The 22,746-nt window shown below is 44.4% G+C and carries 23 protein-coding genes; 8 read left to right on the top strand and 15 right to left on the bottom strand.

Translation table 11 applies throughout. From position 1 onward, the window contains the following. Positions 1-640 precede the first annotated feature (640 nt). From EDM21_RS01150 to EDM21_RS01110, 8 genes are all read right to left on the bottom strand, one after another. Complete coding sequence (locus tag EDM21_RS01150) at positions 641-1,084, bottom strand: cell wall hydrolase (RefSeq protein ID WP_157332089.1); 444 nt, start codon at positions 1,082-1,084, stop codon at positions 641-643. 121 nt (positions 1,085-1,205) lie between these two features. Continuing rightward, positions 1,206-2,513, bottom strand: coding sequence for an alpha/beta fold hydrolase (locus EDM21_RS24800; protein WP_235917966.1), 1,308 nt, complete (start codon positions 2,511-2,513; stop codon positions 1,206-1,208). A gap of 102 nt (positions 2,514-2,615) precedes the next feature. Continuing rightward, positions 2,616-2,951 (bottom strand): ArsR/SmtB family transcription factor, encoded by a 336-nt coding sequence (locus EDM21_RS01135; RefSeq protein ID WP_157332087.1) that lies wholly within the window; start codon positions 2,949-2,951, stop codon positions 2,616-2,618. A 206-nt stretch (positions 2,952-3,157) separates the two neighbouring features. Further along, positions 3,158-3,619, bottom strand: a complete 462-nt coding sequence (locus EDM21_RS01130) for a GNAT family N-acetyltransferase (RefSeq protein ID WP_157332085.1) — start codon at positions 3,617-3,619, stop codon at positions 3,158-3,160. A 472-nt stretch (positions 3,620-4,091) separates the two neighbouring features. Further along, entirely contained in the window at positions 4,092-4,985 is an 894-nt protein-coding gene (locus tag EDM21_RS01125) for a Vgb family protein (protein ID WP_157332083.1), read from the bottom strand. Positions 4,986-5,639: 654 nt separating this feature from the next. Next, complete coding sequence (locus EDM21_RS01120) at positions 5,640-6,947, bottom strand: alpha/beta hydrolase family protein (RefSeq protein WP_157332081.1); 1,308 nt, start codon at positions 6,945-6,947, stop codon at positions 5,640-5,642. A gap of 178 nt (positions 6,948-7,125) precedes the next feature. Continuing rightward, positions 7,126-7,554 carry a DUF3021 family protein gene (locus tag EDM21_RS01115; protein ID WP_157332079.1) on the bottom strand — a complete coding sequence of 143 codons (429 nt, stop codon included), beginning with the start codon at positions 7,552-7,554 and terminating at the stop codon, positions 7,126-7,128. A gap of 14 nt (positions 7,555-7,568) precedes the next feature. Next, positions 7,569-8,015: a LytTR family DNA-binding domain-containing protein gene (locus EDM21_RS01110; protein WP_338043904.1), complete on the bottom strand. Its 447-nt coding sequence runs from the start codon at positions 8,013-8,015 to the stop codon at positions 7,569-7,571. A 459-nt stretch (positions 8,016-8,474) separates the two neighbouring features. On the opposite strand from EDM21_RS01110, the gene EDM21_RS01105 reads away from it, so the two are divergent. The 3 genes from EDM21_RS01105 to EDM21_RS01095 all read left to right on the top strand — a co-directional run bounded on the left by EDM21_RS01105 (position 8,475) and on the right by EDM21_RS01095 (position 10,383). Further along, positions 8,475-9,464 (top strand): metallophosphoesterase family protein, encoded by a 990-nt coding sequence (locus EDM21_RS01105; protein WP_157332077.1) that lies wholly within the window; start codon positions 8,475-8,477, stop codon positions 9,462-9,464. Positions 9,465-9,498: 34 nt separating this feature from the next. Next, positions 9,499-9,732, top strand: coding sequence for a hypothetical protein (locus tag EDM21_RS01100; RefSeq protein WP_201280738.1), 234 nt, complete (start codon positions 9,499-9,501; stop codon positions 9,730-9,732). A 138-nt stretch (positions 9,733-9,870) separates the two neighbouring features. Beyond that, positions 9,871-10,383 (top strand): hypothetical protein, encoded by a 513-nt coding sequence (locus EDM21_RS01095; protein WP_157332075.1) that lies wholly within the window; start codon positions 9,871-9,873, stop codon positions 10,381-10,383. Positions 10,384-10,478: 95 nt separating this feature from the next. Here the strand turns inward: EDM21_RS01095 and EDM21_RS01090 are convergent, their stop codons facing one another. Continuing rightward, positions 10,479-11,975, bottom strand: coding sequence for an alpha/beta hydrolase family protein (locus EDM21_RS01090; RefSeq protein ID WP_157332073.1), 1,497 nt, complete (start codon positions 11,973-11,975; stop codon positions 10,479-10,481). Positions 11,976-12,289: 314 nt separating this feature from the next. On the opposite strand from EDM21_RS01090, the gene EDM21_RS01085 reads away from it, so the two are divergent. From EDM21_RS01085 to EDM21_RS01070, 4 genes are all read left to right on the top strand, one after another. Further along, positions 12,290-13,897 carry a glycoside hydrolase family 19 protein gene (locus EDM21_RS01085; protein WP_157332071.1) on the top strand — a complete coding sequence of 536 codons (1,608 nt, stop codon included), beginning with the start codon at positions 12,290-12,292 and terminating at the stop codon, positions 13,895-13,897. Positions 13,898-13,982: 85 nt separating this feature from the next. Further along, a complete protein-coding gene (locus EDM21_RS01080; RefSeq protein ID WP_157332069.1) occupies positions 13,983-14,783 on the top strand; it encodes a class I SAM-dependent methyltransferase in 801 nt (266 codons plus the stop codon). 346 nt (positions 14,784-15,129) lie between these two features. Next, on the top strand, positions 15,130-15,984 hold the full coding sequence (locus EDM21_RS01075) for a manganese catalase family protein (protein ID WP_157332067.1): 855 nt from the start codon (positions 15,130-15,132) through the stop codon (positions 15,982-15,984). 94 nt (positions 15,985-16,078) lie between these two features. Next, positions 16,079-16,924, top strand: coding sequence for an MBL fold metallo-hydrolase (locus EDM21_RS01070; protein ID WP_157332065.1), 846 nt, complete (start codon positions 16,079-16,081; stop codon positions 16,922-16,924). A 180-nt stretch (positions 16,925-17,104) separates the two neighbouring features. Here EDM21_RS01070 and EDM21_RS01065 read toward each other — a convergent pair whose 3' ends face one another. Continuing rightward, the gene (locus EDM21_RS01065) at positions 17,105-17,785 is read right to left on the bottom strand and encodes a stalk domain-containing protein (protein WP_338043903.1); all 681 of its coding nucleotides are present in this window, start codon (positions 17,783-17,785) and stop codon (positions 17,105-17,107) included. A 450-nt stretch (positions 17,786-18,235) separates the two neighbouring features. Further along, positions 18,236-18,577 carry a winged helix-turn-helix transcriptional regulator gene (locus EDM21_RS01060; protein ID WP_157332061.1) on the bottom strand — a complete coding sequence of 114 codons (342 nt, stop codon included), beginning with the start codon at positions 18,575-18,577 and terminating at the stop codon, positions 18,236-18,238. Positions 18,578-18,682: 105 nt separating this feature from the next. Here EDM21_RS01060 and EDM21_RS01055 point away from each other — a divergent pair, with 105 nt between their 5' ends. Beyond that, on the top strand, positions 18,683-19,540 hold the full coding sequence (locus EDM21_RS01055; RefSeq protein WP_157332059.1) for an arginase family protein: 858 nt from the start codon (positions 18,683-18,685) through the stop codon (positions 19,538-19,540). A gap of 551 nt (positions 19,541-20,091) precedes the next feature. Here EDM21_RS01055 and EDM21_RS01050 read toward each other — a convergent pair. The 4 genes from EDM21_RS01050 to EDM21_RS01035 all read right to left on the bottom strand — a co-directional run bounded on the left by EDM21_RS01050 (position 20,092) and on the right by EDM21_RS01035 (position 22,665). After that, entirely contained in the window at positions 20,092-21,153 is a 1,062-nt protein-coding gene (locus EDM21_RS01050; protein WP_157332057.1) for a suppressor of fused domain protein, read from the bottom strand. A gap of 104 nt (positions 21,154-21,257) precedes the next feature. Then, positions 21,258-21,746, bottom strand: a complete 489-nt coding sequence (locus EDM21_RS01045; RefSeq protein ID WP_157332055.1) for a YfbM family protein — start codon at positions 21,744-21,746, stop codon at positions 21,258-21,260. A 159-nt stretch (positions 21,747-21,905) separates the two neighbouring features. Next, a complete protein-coding gene (locus EDM21_RS01040; protein ID WP_157332054.1) occupies positions 21,906-22,157 on the bottom strand; it encodes a hypothetical protein in 252 nt (83 codons plus the stop codon). 82 nt (positions 22,158-22,239) lie between these two features. Beyond that, complete coding sequence (locus tag EDM21_RS01035) at positions 22,240-22,665, bottom strand: hypothetical protein (protein ID WP_157332052.1); 426 nt, start codon at positions 22,663-22,665, stop codon at positions 22,240-22,242. Positions 22,666-22,746 lie beyond the last annotated feature (81 nt).

Here is a 22,746-nt window from a genome sequence, read left to right as displayed (position 1 = left end):
GGATTCATAAGTATGAGGCACCTTGGTCGATATTTGAAAAAATATTGTTTGCAAATCAAACAACTCGTAATGACATTTTAAAACTGTTTGGTGTCGACCAAGTACAAAAATTAAGGAATATGAAAAAAGTGGGGAAGGTATGGAAGGAATTGTTTGAATTAAAAGGGATTGACGAAGAGATTTTAACAAATATTGGATTTCGATCTCCATGAACAAAACAAAGTAACAAACAAATCATTTAAACTGGTGTACAGACTGTCTACAAAATGGAAGTGAATCCGTACTCAAATGGGAGGCGCTAAATAAGTTAAAGCAGGCGAGTCTATCAAAATTCTCGTTTAAATAATCATTAAAAATGACCGTAGCAGCGGATTTAGACATGTGTATAAAATACGGATTTTATGAATATGTATATGTAATTTTTGGTAGTAATCCGGCTTGTGCCAGTTTTTACAGCATCTTTGAAAATCAGTTTAATTAGTAATTTTATAATACCGCGCGGCCTAGCTTTATTCCACTAAAACCAAAAAAAGCCGCGATGTACGCAGCGCTTAATGGGATAATATTCTTACAAATCGACATATGATCGGGACATAATGAGTGAAGCCTAGTGGCGCCTGGACTCTTTTCGTTTATAAACTTAAAACGTGTTATAGATATTTTCACATTCTTCGGCGGTCGGTTCATAAAAACAGTGCTTCTTCCATCGCCCCGCGAACGGCTGATTATACCAAGTCGGCGGACATGGTCCCGGACTTTCAAATGAACCCGGTCGGAAATACCACAAGGAGAATTTACCTGGCCAACTCCGCTCCCCATTCACGGCCCGGCGAGCCAAACGACGATCCCTGTCTCTTGCCTTCTGATAATACAAACCATGCTGCAAGGCTTCGAAAGCATGCGGCTGATTGATCATTTGAGGAATTGTCCGGATTCCTTTAAAATCAGAGCAATTCGCTCTTATTCGGTTAACGCCGACATTTCCAACAAGCAACATGCCCTTTTCGCCTTCGGCCTCCGCCTCGGCTCGAAGCAACCTTGCCAACATATCAATATCCTGGTCTCTGGCTTTTACAACTGCCATTCCGCTCACCTCTTTAGATTTCTAGACTCATCATATTACGAGTGAAGCGGATGTGTTACTGCCGCCGGCAACGAACTCCGGCTAGTCGCTAACGTTGAAGATTCGTCATGCTCCCATTTCCTTATCGTTCGGAGTCCACTATGGCTTTTGCTACTACTTCAGGAGCCATAATAACCGCGGAATGATCTTGACCGGCGAGCGAATGAGCAGCAGCCCTTGGTAGAAGCTCGACAAGCGCATGTGCCGCGTCATGGAAAAGCGGTTCGCTGTTTTCCCCAGTCATAATCAAAGTAGGAATCGTAACGTTCCATCTGCCGGTTGGCAGCGGGTTTCCGGATTGTGTCGTTCCCATAATGATGCCATCGTAAGCAAGCGTATGCGCCAGGGACTCCATCTTGTTCCAAGAAGGATCGGATTTCATATAGCCGATGTATTCTCCGGGAATGCCTAGAGCCTCGGATGCGAAATATTCAACTGCTTCAGACCTTTTCCCGGCTTTGATCAGTGCATTCAAATGTTCGACGTAGTCATTAGGTACAGGCTTACGGCTGTCGTTAATAATGAATGGCGGTTCATACAAGAAGAGCTTGGCGACCGAATCTCCTAACAAGTTCGCGGCCTCAAGCGCCAACACGGCTCCGGATGAGCTTCCGAACAAGTAAGCTTGCCCTCCGGCGACTGCAATTAAAGCCTCGATATCTTCCACTTCACGTGCGGTTTCGTAAGGCGAGGTATCCGTACTGCGGCCTCGTCCGCGACGATCGTAATTGTATACGGTGAAGTTGACCGACAAGTGCTCGGCTAACGGTGAAGCATCCTGATAATCAGCCGCTGCCGATGATATGAGGATGATGGAAGGGCCAGTCCCTTGTTTGGTATAAGCGATTTGTGTCCCATCTTTTGAAATAACTGTTTCCATTGGGTTCTTGCCTCCCATTAACGTTTCTAAGTAATCTTCCAGTCGATCATAAGCATCGGTGAATCCTTCAATCATTCCCATTGCTTCAGCGTTGTCCAATTGTTCGTTGGAAGCGAATCGCGTCACGATGCTAATTCGCGTTCCCCCGCTTTTCTCCTCAAACAACACGGTCGTGTACATTTCGCTATCCGAAACGATATTCCAATCGCTGTCGGCAAAAGTGTCTACGTACACTAGTTTGCCCGGTGCTTCTACTACGTCATATGTGGCTCTGCAAAAGGCCGCCTCGCCGCTATTGTCATCCGCTTGAAGACTATACCGCCACACTCCACCTGGCCGCACATCCATTTCGTAAACAGTTGTCGTCCAGCCCTTTGGCCCCCACCATTTTGTAATATGCTTGGGCTCCGTCCAGCCTTCCCATGCCAACTGGACAGGCATCGCAACGTTACGCTCGACAGTAAGTTCTCTGCGATCGCGGTTTTTACGAACGGTTGTTTTTCTTATCATTTGCAGTCATCCTTTTCAGGTAGTTTTCAAGGGAATCCAGCCTTTGGTTCCAGACTTTGCGTTAATTCAGCATGTAGCTCGCGTTAAATCTGGTGATACCTGTCATAAGTCCTCCTTCTTCTTGTAGTCCAGCATATACTCCTCGAAATTGTCGAGACGCTCTTCCCATAGAATGCTGAAGGAATCAAACCATTCATCCAGCTCCTGGAACGGTCCGGATTCGAGACTGTAAATTCGCAGCTGTGCTTTGCTGCGAGAGCGTACCATCCCGGCCTCGCTCAAGATCCGCAAATGACGGGATACGTGCGGCTGGCTGATGCCTAGCGCTTGGACGATTTCCCCTACCGATTTGGGCCCATTCCTTAGTAACTCAACGATGTTGAATCGATTGGGTTCGGCAAGAGTAAGTAACGTTAACTGTAAGGTTGCTGATTTCATGAACTTAATATACACTTTAATGTATATACACGTCAATACATATAAAGGCATTAATTCAAATCAAAAGCCGTAAACAAGAAAGAAACAGCCCCGCAGAGATTCAAAACTCTACGAGGCTGCCTTTTTGTATTGGCATCAATGGATGAGTACTTTCAATAGAGCCCAGGAATTCACTGATTTATAAGTGTTTTATCTCTAATGATTTTTCAAGGTCGAGTATGCGTGACATTGAGGTACATCCGCGGCGCTGGCCCACCCTGTGTGTTGGTGAAGCCGCGGGCGACGAAGCCGACGGATTCGTAAAATCCTATCGCGTACGAGTTGGCGGTCACTTCTACACGCACACCGTGGCGCGCAATGTCTTCGATCAAGGTACTCGCGATGCCTTGGCGCATCCAGTCAGGATCAGTGAACAGATCTTCTAGTTCGAGGCAGTCGTTGAAAGGACGTGCTGACGCAAAGCCGACGACCCGCCCGTTAACAACAGCGACACGTGTGAACGGCAACATCTCGTCGTCCCACAGGAGCCACTCAGGGTGAGTGGCGATGAGATCACGGTCGCCCTCGAATGTCAGCGACGCACGGCGAAAGACATCGCGAAGCATGTCGACGTCGTCGAAGACTGCGCTTCTAATGATGAGGTTAGACGAATATAAAGACTTTTTCATCCACGGTCGACTCCCCTTTTATGAAAATTCAAAGATAATGTTTTCATTTTATGAGTGTATTGTGCAGCTATGCTGGCCGTTAGCTGAACAGGCTGTCGATGATCTCGGCAACCTATTGTGTTGTTTTAGAGGTTGATATATCGACCAATCTCTCTGAGCGCTATAAAATGGGATTTCATCTAACCAGCCTTTTTCTAAATCATTTACCAAGCTATACCCTTACATAAAGACTTTGCTGGTAAGCCCTTATTAATGGTACTAAAGCTTCCCTTTCCCCTTGCCTTGCAAGCTCTGCTCTCTCATAAATATCCATTTATACTCCCCCTTCCTTTCTGATCTCTTTATACATTGATCATCAAAGAGCTGATAAGGGGTTTGTTTAATGTGGTAGGTCCGAGCTTTTCTGTGAAAATATTGGCCTCCTCAGGCCAGTCTATTTATTTGAGCAGCCCAAGCGACACACGTTGAAAATTCATTCCGATAATACCATCAAACAACCGATTTGATTACACTCTTCAGCGAACCAAACATTTCCTGCAGGACAAACCGTAATGCCGTGAGGTTCGGCGTTCTTTGTTGGTATTACATACTCCGTAATAACTCCTTCTGTTGTAATTCGACCGATTTGATTCGCCCCCCATTCTGTGAACCAGAGTTCTCCTTCCTTCCCGGAAACAATGGCATGAGGACGGGCGCCAGGCGTCGGTATAATATATTCTTTCATCTCACCTGATGTTGTAATTCTTCCAATTTTATTGCCGTTTTTCTGTACAAACCATAGAGCGCCATCAGGTCCACTTGTAATGCCGACTGGGCCTGAGTTAAGTGTTGGGATTGAATATTCTATAACTTCACCTTCTGTGGTTATTCGACCGATTGTATTGCTCTGATTCTCGGTAAACCACAATGCTCCATCTAATCCTTGAGTAATAAAAGAGGGAAAAGCTTTGCGATTCGGTAAGTCAAACTCGGTTATGTCACCAGATGGTGTTATCCTTCCTATTCTGCCACTGTTCATTTCTGTAAACCATAAAGCGCCATCAGGTCCTTGTATAATGCCAAAAGGCGAAACGTCTGCCGATGGAAGCTCATATTCTGCAAAAAGACCGTTCAGCGATATTCTGCCGATCTTATTTGCTTTATATTCTGTAAACCATAAATCGCCAGATTGATCCGATACAATAGTCATAGCACCAGCATCCGGTGTTGGGATAGGGAAAGAATTCATCTCACCCTTGGCAGTTATTCGTCCAATTCGATTCCCTTTCTGTTCCGTATACCATAGGGCTCCATCTTTTCCAACGGTTATTCCATAAGGCCCCGCATCTGATCTAGCGATTGCATATTCGTTTATCGTGATCTTCATAAAATCTACCTCCTCCAAAAGTATTAAAATATATGTTTCATTTGTCTAAGCGTATTTATATTTCCGCTTACGATCGCGCCAATATATTGATTGATGATTTCTATATCGCAATCCCACCATTTTATTTCCAGTAACTCTTGAATGATTTCTGGCGAGAATCGCTTACGTATTTCCTTTGCTGGACATTTACCATCATTTTTGAGATGCGGCAGGCTGACGAGTTTCCTTTTAAACCTAACATGCCTTCATGAACTTGAAAAGATCCTACTCCCAACGACTATCACGGGAATTCAAATCAATTATTTCTAATTCAACCGCCACCCCTTCCTTGTTCATTTGTTCAACTGCAGTTCTGCCCTTATCCTCGTCCCGGCATCCAATTAAGACTTTTAAGCCTTTTAAGGAAGTTACTTCATTGAAACATTAAAGAGGAGCTGCCCTTACGGCAACTCCTCACTATCGTTCTCCACTATGACATTTTATGTGTACATTCCAAGCCCAGCCGATCCAACTTTCACCATCGCAACTGCCCGAACCGGATACCCGTCCCAGGTTCTCTGCAAGCTGCCCCTTGCGATAAACTGCGGTACATTGTGGATCGGCTACACTGAGTTTCGATTTTCAGATTCTTCTTCCTGCATACGGAACAGATACTCAATACGTCGCTTTTGGAGCAAACTGACCTTGATTCTTTAGTGCATAGTCAAAAAAACGAAGGATAAGTTCATTTTGAGTTTCAATCACATAATATTTATCGATATCTGCTTTTCTGCCTTCTTGCAGCAGGTTTGCCAATATAGGCGAGAATAAAGGCAGATCGGTTAAACTTAAATGTTTTGCGCCTTTAAAATGAACATTGTATGCATCTTTAAAATTTTTATTCGAAATTTTATTCGCGATATACGAAGAACTGCTGTCGAGCTGTATCCACACATCATCCGAATAAACGTTAAGAAGCGGAAGGGTGTAGGGTTCGGATTTTGCAGTTAATTCGTTTGTAACTTTATCATACATAAGCTCGCTAAAGAACGGAGCATCTATATTTACTATGGCGTCAATATCATCGCGTTCTCTGCTCAGTGCTACGCTTGCCGCTCCCCCCATAGAATGACCGAACACGCCTATTTTCTGTATATCGATGCGTTCATATATGGAATCTTTTTTTTGCTCGGCTTGTTCCAGAATCGTATCCACGACAAAATCCATATCATCCGTTCGCAATTTCATCCATTTTTGAGTAAGCTCGTAAAACTCACCAAGCGAATAAACCCCTTCTTTATTTGCACGGTTGACTTCTTGCATGTACTCGGGATTAATCGTCACGACCTTTCCATCCTCGGAAACGGTATAAAAAGAATGATAGGGATGGTCAATCGAAACGACGACATAGCCGTGGCTCGCAAGTTCTATAAAGGTAGAAGTGTTGCTTGATTTAATACCGAAAGCTCCATGGGAGAATACAAGCAAAGGATATGTTCCGTCTGCCTGTTCAGGATACCAAAATTCCACGTTAACAAACCGATTGTCTCCTTGATCCGTAAATTCTTCGATACGATTCTTGTCCATATAGCTGTAAGTGGCGGTCGCCACTGCATACGGACCTGTCACTTGCGGCTGCCTATACTGTGGAAAAAGGAAAACAGGAACAAGAGTAACGAATACGGTCAGTGCTACCAAGAGGAATTTCCATATCGCAGAAAAAACTTTGTAACGCGCAGTGTGTGTTTGTTTGCGTTGGAGTGCAACAATTTCCTTGAACGCTAATATAAAAAGCAAGCCTGCAAACAGCCCCCAAGTGTACTCCCATACGACAACTTTCCCCAAGATGAGCATCACGAATCCTATAAACATTGCAATTCTCGTCCAACTCTTTATCTTGCTGCGGCTTTGCTTGGTTGCAATGGAATGAACGGCAATTGCCAGCTCAAAGACCAACGTAACAACAAGTATTAAAATCTGCATAAGACTTCTCTGCTCCTCCTCCAAATTTTTATGAGTTCATCATAATAAATGGCCGAGCAGGTGTATACGCATTAACGATAAGCTGTAGCTGAGAGGCAATAGGTTGTAAAAAACAGCGCAATCAAGTGCATTTACGCTGCGAATACGACTTTATTTAGGAGCGGTTTGTGTATATCTTCTAAACCTTGTTTTTAGATGCTTTTAATCTTTCATTGATCTTCTGAGCTTCCTTTTTGTCATTCTTATACGTCAGTAGGCGAACGATAGCGTATACGGCGGCAATTTCCAAAGCCAATACTAGTATATCGAAAGTGCTGTATACAAGATTCAATAGGACAGCCAGAGAAATTAATAGAATCTCTAGAAAAAAGAAATGAACAATCACTCGGATGCGCATTTTATTCTCGCTAATCGCATGCGGCGTATATAAAATGATTCCGGTCAAAGCGCCCAGAAAAGAGAAAGCCATAATTGTAAAAAGCGTATTTAATTCGAAACTTGCATCGGGAGCATAGATTTGCCGTAAAATAGCGATGATTATAATGATGGAGGCAAATATAATTAAGAAATCTCTAATCATTTCTTTTATGAGCTCGGAATACTTCATATAGTTCCCCCCTTTTATAATCCAAGCATATGTTTAAGTATTGGCACATACTGCCGTGATATGACTACCTTTTCCCCGTTATCCAATAATGCATGAAAACGGCCGCTGATCGACGGATGAACACTGGCAATCTTAGCTATATTTAGAATGGTCGATTTGGAGGCGCGGAAACAATGTTTCTCTTTGCAAAGTTCCTCCAGTTCATAAAGCTTTTGTTTGACTTCATGGACGGTGTTCTTGCCATACGCAAACACTTTCCCGTCAACAGCTTCAAAATAATAAATATCACTCAGTTTGATGCGGCTGATCCGATCCTCCTGATAACCAAGTATAATGAGCGTTTCAGCTTTTATTTTATTAACGAGCTCATGCATTTCTTCGTCTACTTGGTGACACCTGATGCGGATCTCCTCTTCTTCTGTATGGTCTATTACTTCGATGGAAATTTTGATAGAAATCACCCTCGGAAACTCGAATTAAACCTTGTTAACCTAAATAATACGTGAATCATACCGCATAATGATTGAGAAATAACTTCAGTTACGGGGAACCATATAAGTTCTTGTCACTGACTTGTGAGCCATTCTTTTTTAACAATGCATATTGCAAAGTGTTTTTATATTTGGGTGCCCCTCCTCCGACTCATTATAAAATATTTTCAGATGAATGATTCGTTCTTATTGAAGAAAAATTAGAATTGCATAGTATCATGATCAGTTCGAGCTTGTATGGCATGCCGACTAAACATGTAACGAATGGCGCTCGCCCATCGGTAAGCTGTAAAGTCGAATTCATATTCCGACTTGGGAAAGACCCCTTCTTCTTTTTCATAAAATCTTTAAACAGAACCAATCTTTCTCTGACAAATGACAGGTATGGTAAGGAATGTAAAACACATTCAATCAACAGAGGAGGATTTTATGTTAAGAAAAACGTTCCTCTCCGCCGTCCTGTCCCTGTCGCTTCTTGCCGTCGCAGTAATTCCTTCCGCAGTCGGCGCTATACCCGGCGAAGAGAAGCCGCTTCTCACTTTTCCCGTGCTCAGCGATATTCACATCCAGTCCTGGGACCCCCGGTCGCATCAAAAGTTCAAGGCAGCCCTGGCCGACCTCCGGACGATCGATCCCGAGGCGGACGCGCTGGTGATCAACGGAGATCTCACGAACGGTATGCCGGCGGATTACGCTAAGCTTAGCGAGCTCATGAAGGAGAACCCGCATCCCCGCAAAGTGTTCTACACGATGGGCAACCACGAATTTTATAAAGCTTGGATGGACAAAGACGGCTCATGGAACGCGGATGCGTTTCCGAACGGCGAGACGGAGCAGGCATCCATCGGACGGTTTCTTCGCTTTTCCGGCGGCAAAAAGGTATACGGCGACGAGGTCGTGAATGGCTTCCGCTTCATTTTCCTCGGCTCGGAGCAGTACCGGCAGTCGGACCCGTCCAACCTGGAGGACGCCTGGCTTTCGGTGGAACAGCTTGAATTTCTGAAAGCTTCCCTGCGCAAAGGAGCCGCGAGCGGTAAACCCGTCTTCGTCTTTCTTCACCAGCCGCTTCCCGGCACGGTATCCGGCACAAGCTTCTGCTGCGTCAATAACCGGGCGATCGTCCAGCATGAGGAGCTGACCAAAATCCTCTCCGCGTATCCCCAGGCGATTCTTTTCTCGGGTCATACACACTGGGAGCTTAAACTGCCGGGCACCCTCGTCCGGAACAAGTTTACGATGGTGAACTCGTCTTCCGTCTTCCAGCCTTGGACCGACAACGGAAACGGAGGTGAAATACTTACGGGTCCGGAAGAAAGCGAGGGCCTCTACGTCGAAGTATATAAGGACAAAGTCAGCATTAAGGGACGCGACTTCTACCGGCAGCGCTGGATTTCCGAAGCCGAGTTCACGATCCCTTAGCCGGGACAAACTCCGTACGGACGGCGTCCTTTTAATGAATCTGTTCGGCAAAAGTGTGCGCGACAAACAGATCGGCGCCGTTCACACGACGCTTGGCGAAGCTTTTACTTGGCGAAAAGCTTTTTATCTCCCTTCGGAAAGCGCCCGCGACACGCTCAACATCCTTCTGGCCGGAAGCAACGGCCCCCTAACCTGTCAACCCCGCCATAGGGCCGGCTTTGTGGAATTTCAACCCGAGCAGGGATATGTGATTACGGATCATTTGTAACTACATTGTGACCATTCCATGCTCGATTTGGTTTATGATGAGAGTACCAGCGCGGGATGGATGTTTTAAACCAGACCTGCGGGGTAAGAAACAGTACGAACATTCTATTCTAATTATTTCCGAAAAGGGGTTACACACATGAAAAAGATGGTCCTTTTCACAACGCTCATGATATCCATGCTGGCTTTCGTCACTTCCGCCCATGCAGTCGGTTCCGAATATACGCCCGTTCCCCGCGGCGAAGATACTATAACCGTTATGATCTCCTCCCTCGGGCAGAGTAAGGGCGATCTCACCCTTCAAGGGGACCGGATCGAATGGTACGAAGGCGAGGAAGCCGACCGGAAATTCGTTGAGCACGAAACGGACATCGGCGACATGACACACGCCCCCGACGGCTACTATATCGTTGACGATCAGCAAAAGCTCGAAACCTTCGAGATTGATTCGAACGCCCAGGTCCTCATGCAGCTTTACGACCGTGACGGCACTTACGAAGGTACGGACATCAAGTGGAACGAAAAAGTAACGCTCGGCAAGTTCCTGAACATTTATCCTAACAACGGCCTGCTCGACGTAAGCACATTTCCTTTCCATTTAACGATCAAAGACGGTAAGGTCGTGAAAATCGTTCAGCAGTACATTCCATAATTCACGCTCTGGAGAACGGATTATAGGCTTGGTACAGAAAAAGGACCTGACAAAAGTCGGGTCCTTTTCTTTGAGGGCTACAGCTCAATCTCAATTTATAATAGCGAGGTTACGAACTTCACCTCCGGAAAGCGGCTATCCGGTCCTTTCATTTCGCCTTGATTTTTCAGATACATATCGAAGAAATCCAGCATATAGGCATTGATAACGGAGTTCACTCTTTCGGGCGCAATCTTTCCTGTAATGCCCAGCATTCTGAAAATCGGAGAAATGAACTGTACGTCGGCAAAATTCAAATGCTCCGTATTTTCGATATAGAGGACTTGGCCCCCTTCGGCGACCGTTTCGCGCATCCGTTCAAGCTCCAACTTTTTATCTACCGATACTTGATCCTCCCACTCCCTTGTTGAGCCCATACGGTTAAGCTCTGTATCCGTGTATACCCGGTTATCCATCACCATTTTTAATTTATTGAAATAGCTTTCCGAGTTGATAAACAAAAACGGCTTTCGCAGACCCTCTCTGTCACGCATACGGTAAAGCCCTCCATCAAGGTCTATTCCAACCGCGATTCGCGAATCGTATGAAGCGTCATAGGCCGTCGCTCCGCCGATGGAATGACCGAACACCCCGACATGACCGAGATCAATCCTCCCGTCTAAATCACTTGAAATTTGTCCCGAGTGGATGAGCTCGAATTGGTCCAGCGCAAACGCCACATCGCCGGTTAGAACTTTTCCCAACTTGTCGCGATTTCCTCTGCTTGTCCGGTAATCATCGATGGGCGAGAATAAATCATTGGTTGTGCTGGTCGTGATTCGCCCGTCCGGAAACTCAGTTGCAAATGTGTTGTAGGTGTGGTCGATCACTGCCACGATATATCCGTGACTCGCGAGATTTTCGGCTTGTGACGTGTGGAGGAACCTGGAAGAGGCATTGCCGGGATTCGTAAGGATCAGCGGGTATGAAGTCTGTATCGAAGAAACTTCGGCCCCCGAATAAGCATGACTGGATACATACTTCAGGTGTTGAAAAGTAAACCCGGGAAGGCCATACTCCGCGGCCATATAAGGCAATATCTGAGTATCGGGAACAAAGGGAGCGTATTCGCCGGTGCCAGCTTGAGCCGGATACCATACCTGAACCATCAATTCTCTCTTGCCCTCTTTGGCTTCGTCGAAAATCTCTTCCCTATTTGTATCCACGAAATGAAACGTTTGCGTTCCTACCTTGAATTCGCCTGTCGGTTCAGGCAGTTTAAATACAGGAAAAGCATACATGAGACCCCCTGTTACGACCAGCATTATCGCTATAGCGGTATAAGCTGAACCTAACATGAGCCGTGGGGTATTTCGTGGCCCGGTTTTTGTGAAATAGCTGCAACCTGAAATGGCTAAAAAAATGATCGTTATGCAATATAGGAAAAATAACTGAACTCTGTATCCTTCCACCGTCCAGTGAATGGCCAGTAAAAGTGCGGCGATCCCGCTTGCAACGAATACTGGAATTCTACGCCGTCCTTTTTTTACTAGGACTGTTAATGCAAACAAGCCGATGTTTGACAAAAAAAGCAGCAGTTCAAACAGCCTCATCTCAATTCTCCCTTCTATTTTGGTTTGTTCCAATCTTATCCTGCCAAGCTGGCCTAAGCTATCGATTTGCCTTACATCTACCTTACAATTTTGTAATTCGGTCTTGCGGTATTGGAGACTCGGTTCCCCCCATTCTCTCTATCTACTATTCGAAAGAACTTACTTCCTGAGTCCGCGCACCATCACATAGTTACCAAAAATGATAAAAATCTATTATTTAATTGAAAGACTCTTTCCTTCCTATGGAATTTACTGGTCTTGTTGTATAATATCAATGTGTAATACTAATTTTATAGGATAAAGGTGGGAGATTTATGATGAAGAAGTTGCTTTTGTCTACCAATCTTATGTTTAAAAGTGTAACTGTAGCAACTAGTATAACGGTACTCGCGCCCGTTACGATGGTAATGGCGACGTCCCCTGTGGCGGCTCAAGCTTGGCAAAGTAATAAGGCATATGTAGCCGGCGATCTTGTAACGTACCAAAGCAAAACGTATAAAGCCAAATGGTGGTCCTATGGCAGCATACCTTCTTCGTCGGACGCATGGCAATTAGTCAACACGGCTCCAGTAGATACGCAAGCGCCTACAGCACCATCCGCACTGACGAATACAGCCAAAACGGCAAACTCGATCACACTGACGTGGGGAGCTTCTACCGATAACGTTTCTGTAACCGGATACAATATTTATCGCAACAATGTAAAGGTGGGCACTACTGCATCCTTAACGTATACCGACAGCAATCTTCAACCTAGCACGACTTATGCTTATACGTTAAAAGCTGTAGATGGCGCAAACAATGAATCGGCAGGTGCGACTCTGTCCGTAAAAACCACTGCCGGTGAAGGTACAGGACCGGTCCTAAACGTTGGCCAAAGCCGTGTCTTGACGATGGATCAGATCAACAATTCCTGGCAGGGCATCAATGAGCAGTATAGTCCTGACAAAGCTACGCAAGCGGTTACATCTATTCTGCCTCGCGCTGAGTACGAGACACTCTTTCCTCGTCGCGCTGGAACGCCGGCTTGGCACGCCATTGCCCAGAATCAAGATTACTACAGAGCTGAATTAAGCGACTATTACTCCTATGACAATTTCATCGCAGCAGTTCGTGATACAGCCAATATCAAATACAAGGAAGTATACCGTACAGGCAGCCCGTTAGTGAGAGAACTGTATCGTTTGGATAAAACAACCAAAACCGAAACTTTGATCCATCGTTCAGCGGATTTCAACGCCCCTGGGGAAATTAACAAGCCATTGATCACCCGGATTGTCGATTTTGGAACGTTCCTCAAGGAAGGTGTAGAGAAAGACCGCAAGCGCGAGTTTGCAGCCTTCATCGCTAACATCGCCCATGAGACAGGCGGCGGTTGGCCGACAGCTCCGGATGGCGAACTAAGATGGGGATTGTTCTTCAACGAAGAGCGGAGTTATGTCAATTCGGGTTCAATCGGCTACATTGCCCCTGAATATACAGACTACGCGCCTGTCGCCGGCAAGTCTTATCATGGACGCGGTCCGATCCAGTTGAGCTGGAACTATAACTACGGACTCTTTAGCTCTATCATTTACGGAGATAAAAACGTGTTGCTGAACGATCCAGACCGAATTGCAGACGATGGCCGCCTCGGCTTTATGACTGCGATGCTCTTCTGGATGACGCCTCAAGATCCTAAACCTTCTGCTCACGATGTGATCGTTGGCAATTATGTGCCGACAGCTGCGCAGCTAGCGAAAGGGCTTGTACCAGGATTCGGTACAACCATCATGGTTATCAACGGTGGACAGGAAGGCAACCTCGATGAAACCGACAATCGGATTCGCCGCCGCGTTGCTCACTACACCGAGCTTGCTGCGAAAGCGAACATTGATATTACAGGCGAGAAGCTGAACACACTGGGCATGCAGCAATTCTAATTGAAACAGAACCGTATGCCGTCTTTGGACGGTGTGCGGTTCTTTTATTTGCATATACATTCTATATGGGATAGGAGTTGTTCAAATGAATATCAAAACGTACACCCAATCCAACCGTGAAGCCTGGAATGAAGTGAATCCGATCCATCAGAAGCACAATCCGATCAATTTAAAGGAGGCCTTTCAAGCTATAGGCTTCTCTACCCTCGACGAACACATCACGGACACATTTCGGCGGCTCGGACTACAAGGAAAACGTGTAGCACAGCTTTGCTGCAACAACGGCAGGGAGTTGTTGTCCCTGGTCAACCTCGGGGCTCAAAGTGGCACCGGTTTCGACATTTCTGATCATGTCATAGAGGAAGCCAAAGAGCTTGCCGAAACTTCCGGATTGCCCTGCACTTTCGTGCGCACCGATGTTTATGACATTGATAGTACGCATATCAACCAGTATGACCTGCTGTACATCTCCATCGGAGCGCTCACCTGGCTGCCTGATTTACACAAATTTTTCGGCATTGCCTCTACCTTGCTGAAAAAAGACGGTATGCTAGTTATTTATGAAATGCACCCACTACTGAACATGCTGGCTATGGAGGATGAGCCTGAATTTGAAGACCCGTTGAAAATCGCCTTTTCATATTTCAAAAGCGATCCCTGGATCGCCAATACCGGTATCGACTATGTCGGGAATACGACCTATGAGTCTCAAACCAATTACAGCTTCAGCCACACGCTGGCTTCCATTTTTAACGCGGTTATTCAAAGCGGCATCAATATCACAGAGTACGAGGAGCACCCCCATGATATTTCCTGCATTTACGACCATGTGGAAAAAGAAGAAAAGCTACCCATGAGCTACACGTTGATCGGGAAAAAATCTTAGCCGGATTGTTTAACCATTTTTTGCTGAAAAGGAATCCATGTCAAATCCCTATTGGACTAGAACAGCCAATCCATTATTTCCATAAGCTTCAAGAAGTTGATTGATCACCAACGGGACATCTTCGTTATCTTAAAGGCTGTCTGGATCCAAAACAAATTAAAAATCCGTCATCTCCACATTGGGGGGTTCTGACGGATTTTTTCGTTTTATGCTCCAATTGAATCCTATCCTCCTTAAACTAGCTTGCATAATTATTTCAGAAGGAACAAATAGTAATTTCTGTATCAAAAAACAAGGCATACTTATGATGAATAATCATGCCCTTGAATAAAAAGGAGAATTTCTAATGTATTTCTACAAGGAAGATTTAATTAATAGGATTAAACCAGACAAACCGGATCCGGCAGCCGCTAAAGTTCTACAGGAAACGCTTGGGGGCCAGTTTGGAGAAATGCGCACGATGATGCAATACTTTTTCCAAAGCAGTAATTTTCGCGGAAACGCTACACAATATCGCGATTTAATACGCGGTGTGTTTCTCGAAGAAATCAGCCATGTTGAGCTTGTCCAACAAACCATTAACCAACTGCTTAATGACTCTGGGGAAAACTCACCTGGAAATGCAGGAGCAGATACAGCCCCATTGGATGAAGCCATTAAATATGCCAATCCGCATCATTTCATTATGGGTGCGAAAGCTTCTCTGCCTGTCGATGCGGCTGGAAATCCGTGGTTAGGAAATTATGTATACAGCCATGGCAATCTGATTAGTGATTTGTTAGACAATTTAATCCTAGAATCAACTGGGGTCCTGCAGAAATCTCGAATTTATGAAATGAGTTCAAACCAAACTTTTCGCGAAACACTTGCGTTTCTAATCGTAAGGGATAACGCGCATCAGAACGCCTTCGCTAAAGCCTTGGAAACGCTGGGAGTTGAATGGGGCAAGCTGTTCCCGGTTCCCAATTACGATCTTAATAAATATCCAGAATGCCGCAAGTATGTGGATCTCGGATATCACAATGCACAGTTTAACTTTCGGTTGGATGAGACACGTATCGGTGAGATCTTTAACGGCACAACACCTAGCCGCAATGGAGGGCAACTAGAAGTAATATCACCTCCAGATGGGTTTCCCCTCCCCTACTTACCTGAAATGCCAAATGAACATAGCCCTGGACTCTATGATTTGAATGCTTAGGGATGAAATTGAGTCTGCTTATTACTAAGCAGGCTTTATTGTTTTTGACTGGCTGCAAGGGTGATTAAGGCGATATACTAGGAGGCGAACTGAAATGGATAAAGAAATGTCTTATGGGAATGACTACCACTACTTGCCTGTCACCTCTACCGAGAGTGGTGTAGGACAGGAAATCAGCTCAGATTTATTTTGTTTAACAACTCAAATTGTCAACGTCATTTTTGTCGGTCAGCCTGATTCGGATAAATGGATAGTAGTGGATGCAGGAATGCCGCATTCCGGTGACACGATTATTCGAGCATCAGAAGAACGGTTCGGCCCTAATAGCAGACCGCAAGCCATCATTTTAACGCATGGGCATTTTGACCACGTCGGAGCCATCATCGAATTAGTACAACATTGGGCAGTTCCCGTTTATGCCCATGAGCTGGAATTACCTTATTTAACTGGAAAGCAAGACTATCCAGAACCAGATCCGAGTGTTGAAGGTGGATTAGTTGCTAAAATGTCTCCATTATTTCCAAATGAAGCTATCCATCTTGGCAATCATGTGACAAAGCTCCCCTCCGACTTCACGGTGCCGGCAATGCCGGAATGGCGCTGGATTCACACGCCGGGACATACTCCTGGTCATGTCTCATTATTTAGAGAACGGGATCGTTCGCTTATTGCGGGTGATGCTTTTGTAACAGTCAAGCAAGAGAATTTGTATAGTGTTGTAACCCAAACACCAGAAATAAGCGGTCCCCCTCGGTATCTAACCACAGATTGGAAAGCTGCTGCAGAATCGGTTAAGTTATTAGAAAAGTTAAACCCGGTGAATGCAGTTACTGGTCATGGTCCTCCCTTTACCGGAGCAATATTAACAAATAGCTTGAAGAGATTGACGGACAATTTTGATACTATAGCAGTTCCGCAATATGGGAAATATCTAAATTAATCTGTCTAGAACAGCGACAGTCAAGGACCCAAAATAAGTCCTAGACTGTCGCTGTTTCATTCGTGATGATACCTCGTTAGTTTAACGCTAGCTGATCTGCGTTTTATAGTCTGCTTCCTTCCACAGATGTCTCGAAGATTGCCATTTTCCGCATTTGTCCTGTTCTACTCTCGGACTGGTTTATTTGAAGTACGATGTGGTAAGTGGGACGAACAAGCCTCCACTTCCTTTGATATCTGCATGAACGAATAGTTTATCGACACCGGCAATATCAACTTCAATGGTCTTCAAACCTTCGGCGACGGCGATTGTCGTAATTTTTAATTTGATATCCCTGTCACTGTCTTGAACGAAAAATTTTTCGATATCATTGCCCGTCGCGGCTGCCTGGAGCACGAGCTTTTGGTATTTGCCTTTCGGATACAGCATAAAACTGCTGCCCCGGGTCGATTTTGCGTTATCAAAATAAACGTCTTTATAGTCTTTGCCCTTGTATGTAGTCAAATCCGGATCTTTTGTATGATACGAAGAATCGCTGAAACTCTTGGCCAGTGCGACGCCTTCAATCTGCTCGCCTAACAGGACCGTGTTAGTTGCCCCGTCGTAGTTGACCGCCACGTTCAAGGTTTTGGCAATGCTGCGTACCGGAAGATAGGTGTTGCCATCATAGGTGATCGGAAGCACGACAGCTCCCTGCTCGTCCTGCAACTGGACCGGGGAACCATTATATTTTACCGTGATGGACCCGTTTAAGTAAGCTTTAATTTCCTGGAGATTGGCTCCGGCGAACACACCTGTACCCATACTGAGTACCATGGCAGCTCCAATTGCGGTAACGGCTAATTTGTTCTTCAACTTCATCTCACTCCTCTTGGATTATGTGTTTGAAAAAAAGCAAGGGTATATCGCATTAAATTATACGCTTTTTGGGCAGTTATCGTTTCAATATTCTGAATATGATTCCGATACAGATATGTTCTTTGTCAATCACAACCGCTCTCTCCGCGATTTTGCAAGTCGTGAAGCCGACTGTCCCCCACCTCTGTTTAATCAATTCCGGATCGATTAATGCTTTCAATTTATTGTCCGGACTACCTTCATTCAAATTTGGTCTAACGGGTAACGATAGCTGAATAACTTACATTGAAAAGGCAGGTGGTCGCGAGAATATGGCTGAACATTGGCAAAGAATGCGGAGTGTTGTGGAGGGAGTTCTCTTTTGAGTAACAAAGCTAGTTGAGCTAATAATGAATATACCTAAAATTATGATTGGATCTTATCCAGTGGATATGGCTGCATTTGTCGATGGATTTAATTATTCTGGTTTTTTACTCCCCACTCACATAACTCTTCCAAAACGGGTAATAATGTTTCCGCTTTATCTGTGAGACTGTACTCGACTTTAGGGGGAACTTGGGGATACTCTTTTCGTTTCACCATTCCATCCGCTTCCAATTCTTTTAGTTGTGAACTCAATATTTTATAAGTAATAGATCCTATCTGTCTTTTCAGATCATTAAAACGAACCGGTTGGTTTTCTGCGAGGAGGTAAATAATAACCATTTTCCACTTACCACCGATAACTGACAATGTATAACCAAAAGGTGTATCTTGAATATTTTTAACTTTACCTTTATATTCAGCCATACTCATATTTACACTATCCTTTCAGGTAGTACCTATCAATAAAGTGCGTACTTTTTTTTTATTTGTGCTCATTTTATACTAGCCTTACGTTCAAGTAAAGGAGAGAAAAAAATGACTAAAAAAACAATACGCCTGTTAATGCCTCAATGGCAAGGGGGAAACAACCCTAACTACTCTTTTGGAGCCGAACTACTTGCTTGGTTAGCTCCGGACAATGATCAACCCCTTATTCATGTACCCGTTCATGCTTATGATGGAACTCCGCTTGAAAACGAGAACGGTACGAATGGAAGAAGACAGTTACTTGAACAATTAGAGGCAGCTCATCATATCATTGATGCTCATAAGCCAGATCGCATTGTAATGTTCGGTGGTGACTGCTTAGTCGAACAAGCCCCATTTGCCTATTTAAACGAAAGATACGGCGGGAAATTAGGTTTAATTTGGATCGATGCCCACAGCGATTTAGTTAGAATTGTTGGGTATGACAACGGACATACATTACCTCTCGGGAATCTTTTGGGAGAAGGAGATGAAGAGTTCGCAAAACATGTGAAAATCCCTCTAAACCCTGAAAATGTCTTTATCGCGGGATTAGAAGCTCCTACAGAACAAGATACAGAAGTCATTCAAAGACTAGGTTTAAAAACTGCTGGGACTAAAGAGTTAATGAACAATACTGAATCTATAAAAGAGTGGATTAAAGAAAGTGGCATAAAGCACCTAGCGATTCACATTGATTTAGATGTGCTTGACCCAAAGGCATTTCGTTCTTTATTATTCGCCAACCCTGAAGCACCTTATAATTTAGCTCCTGCGGGAACAATGCAAATGCCTCAACTACTTAATCTGATTAAAGAACTATCTGAAGAAACAGATGTAGTTGGATTAGGTATTACGGAGCATATGCCGTGGGATTATATTAACTTGAAGAAACTGCTTGGAGAAATACCTATTTTAAATAAGTAAAGTCATAAACGGTATAATCATATAACAATGACCAGCTTAATCAGAAAAAAGCTAATAGAACAGAAATAGCCCGCCATTGGACGAGGGACGAACTGCTCTTTTCTTTACTTAAACACTTTTCCAGATTCTAGATTGCCACTTTGCTCAAAAAGCAGGGCTATTGTAGGGCTCTCGTTTAGGAGCCGCTCATATTCAACGTAAGCGTCAAATAGCCCACATCTTGTACTCAAGATGTGGGCTATTTGACGCTTACTTTATTACAGATTGGCTTGATCTTCGCATCAAGGAAGGGCGAATTATACAGGAACACGGAACCATTCGGTTTACCGATCCGTTTGCTGAGGAAGTAATTAAGCAGTTAAGAGAAGCCTAATAGCAGATCAATCTATCGGTAACAATGAGAAAGAGCTCGCTTCGGAAGCGGGCTCTTCTTTTATTTTGCTATCTCCACTGGGTCTCCGTCATTCATTTTTTAGCGGATCCAACATTCAGACACTCTATAACTCGTGCAAGCTCCATATATTCGTTGTTATGTTAGGTAAAGTTCCTATTTAACCGATGGTAGATACCGCATTTCCATCTTGATCCTTGATGTACGTTTTGACGACTTGTATGATTAAATCTTTATAAGAAGACAAACGAATTTCTCCTTCTTTGGGCATAAGTTCGTCTATAAGTTCGTTGACAACCGCTTCATCCAGTTTCAAATGGACCTTATTCTCATCTATTTCGATTCCCGTCGTTGAAGCGGGCTCCAATGTTACGCTTATCTCTTTGTTCGATAAAATCAAATTTTTACCCTTAAGCAGCCGGCCGCGCAGCAGCTTTCCAACCGTATCAGCTTGCTTCGCTCCTAGTGTGAGCATAGACGGCTTCTTACTGAACAAACCATTCTTACCGCAGTCCCAGGCCAATTGATCCACAAATAAAAACCCGGTGCTCGAACCGTCACGTTCTATTCCTATTCGAACACTCTCCTGCACAGCAGGGACTCGCAGAATAGAATTTCGGGATAAATCCGTAATATAACCCGGAAGTTCTGCTTTTCCAGCTTCAAGTAAATCTCGTGTATTCCATGTCTTCATAGCTTCCAGCTCATCCTCAGTAATCCCAACCATTTGCAGGAACTCAACCCGTCCGTTAGCCGTATGCAGTGTATCAAGTTCTGGATCGGGTATAAAGGCAAGCGCGGTTAGCATTGTATCGGCTCCCAGGCATATAGGTCCATTAGCATCCAAATAATCACCTGCAGCGAATATATTGCCGCTGTTAAACACATACCGCCCCATGTTTTGAAGCAGGTTCAATGCCCATGCGGGAGGCTCCTCCTCGTCCTTACTACGGGCAACCCGAAAAGTAAGCTCAAACCCATAGCCGCTATAATCAGGATTTTCCGATTCCTTCTCATAGAGCTCCGAGAAACCAAAAGTTATAATATGCCAGTGTGGAAAAGGTATTTCCGCTTTATAAGCACTGAGGCCATCTAATGGGTCTTGACCACCAAGCATATAAGGAATCGCGGTACCATAATGCTTCGGTTCCTGCTTCCCGTATAGCTTCGTTACTTCCTCTTCAATTGCATCCCATCCTGCTGTGTTTACTTCTTCGGTCATTTTTTTCCTCCGGCTCGTATATTTCCGAACTTTATCTAAGCTCGGGGTCGTTTCTTAAGTATGTCATGATTTTTTTACCGCTTGCGATGATTCATTTATTGGAATCAGAAAATATAGAAGATGAGACCTTTGCCCTCGGCTACAGTTTGGCTGTAGAAACGATGGATTTCGTTAAAATGCTGTAGCATGTAGGCAAAGAACGCGTCCTCATCCTCGTCTGAAACCGTGTCAGGCTCAAGAGGATATACCTCGTCCTTAACCATTGCCGGGAAATCATACCGCGAGCGAAGCTGCGCTTCATCCAGCTCAGACATAGCCTGAAGCGCTTCTGCAACTTGCTCGGCGCGTAAGGAAAACGCCCCGAACGAGCCGAAATCGATGCCTTTGTCTGATGTCAGCGGAACAACATAGCCAAGAGGGGGCTCTCCATCGGAAATATCTCCACAAAGCAAGTAGTGAATTGCCTCCCAGGATCTATCAATGTCCAGTCCGGGATAATCGTCTATTTTCAAACTCTTACATGCAATGTCGCCTGCTGTGATTTGCTGCAACAGGTTGTCATCTATAGCAAAGTAATATCCGCGCATTCCCATGTTATCAGCCTTCTTTCCATTTGTGGTAGTGACTATACTGCCCTATCAAAATGTAACATCCTGGGATTGTGTATTTCAAGGAAAATTATATCCATGTTTGCCGACAGGGCTTTTTGCACAGTGCTGATACAGTAACCCGTAGTTCAATAATTGCTGTTGTTATTTCATTTGTTCCGTTAATTTAAATGCTTGATTTAAACAAGCAAGAAGATTTAATTTCACCCCCATTTTGTCGTTGAACACAGTGTAAATAAGTCTCGCTAGGTCCGTTTCACGCGTATAAAAAGTGCCCCCCGCTACAATTTCCCTTATTTCAATGCTGTATTCGTCTTCTGGAGCTCCTCCAGCTAAAAGGCCAACGGGGTCCCAGCTATTAATGATTTCCGTTAAAACCTTCACGTCAATATTCACCTATACATCTCCTTTATACCGGAACGAAATGGCCGACTACTCCATTGTTCGCTTAACGCTTTTGGATTCTTCCTTCGAAGCCCTATATTCCAATGAGGGTAATACACTTGTTTGTTATTAACTGTTCTTCAATCCAGGTAATCAAATCATGGATCATTTCATCAATCTGCACCCGATTTTTCAAATACTTTGTTAAGGTGCTTTCCGTGAGTGTCTGAAAATGTGGTTGTATGTACTCGGTTAGTTCAGTCGTCTGATGATTATATAAATACTCCCTTATCAGGACGAATCCACTTATGATCCGAAACCAATTTTCCTTTGGAATTTCAAAACGATGGAAACATTCGAAAGGTTCATATCCGTTTTTAATCGCCGGTTTTAAAAAGACAAATAAGTCATCTTCAATATAAACAGACTCCGCATTTCTATAGCCTTTTGTTAAAACGCCCGGGAATAGTTCATGGTAATTTTGATTTTTCATTTGATTTAATCTTAATAAATAACTCAACTTAGGACTTCCCCCTTGTTCGACACCAGCAGATCGGTCCGGGTCAAGCATCTCGATCCGCGTCTTAGGGCCCGTCAGTTT

The sequence above is a fragment of the Paenibacillus lutrae genome (assembly GCF_009757775.1).
Classification (GTDB): domain Bacteria; phylum Bacillota; class Bacilli; order Paenibacillales; family NBRC-103111; genus Paenibacillus_F; species Paenibacillus_F lutrae.
The sequence above is the reverse complement of the archived record's forward strand: the minus strand, read 5'-3'. Positions and strand labels throughout refer to the sequence as shown.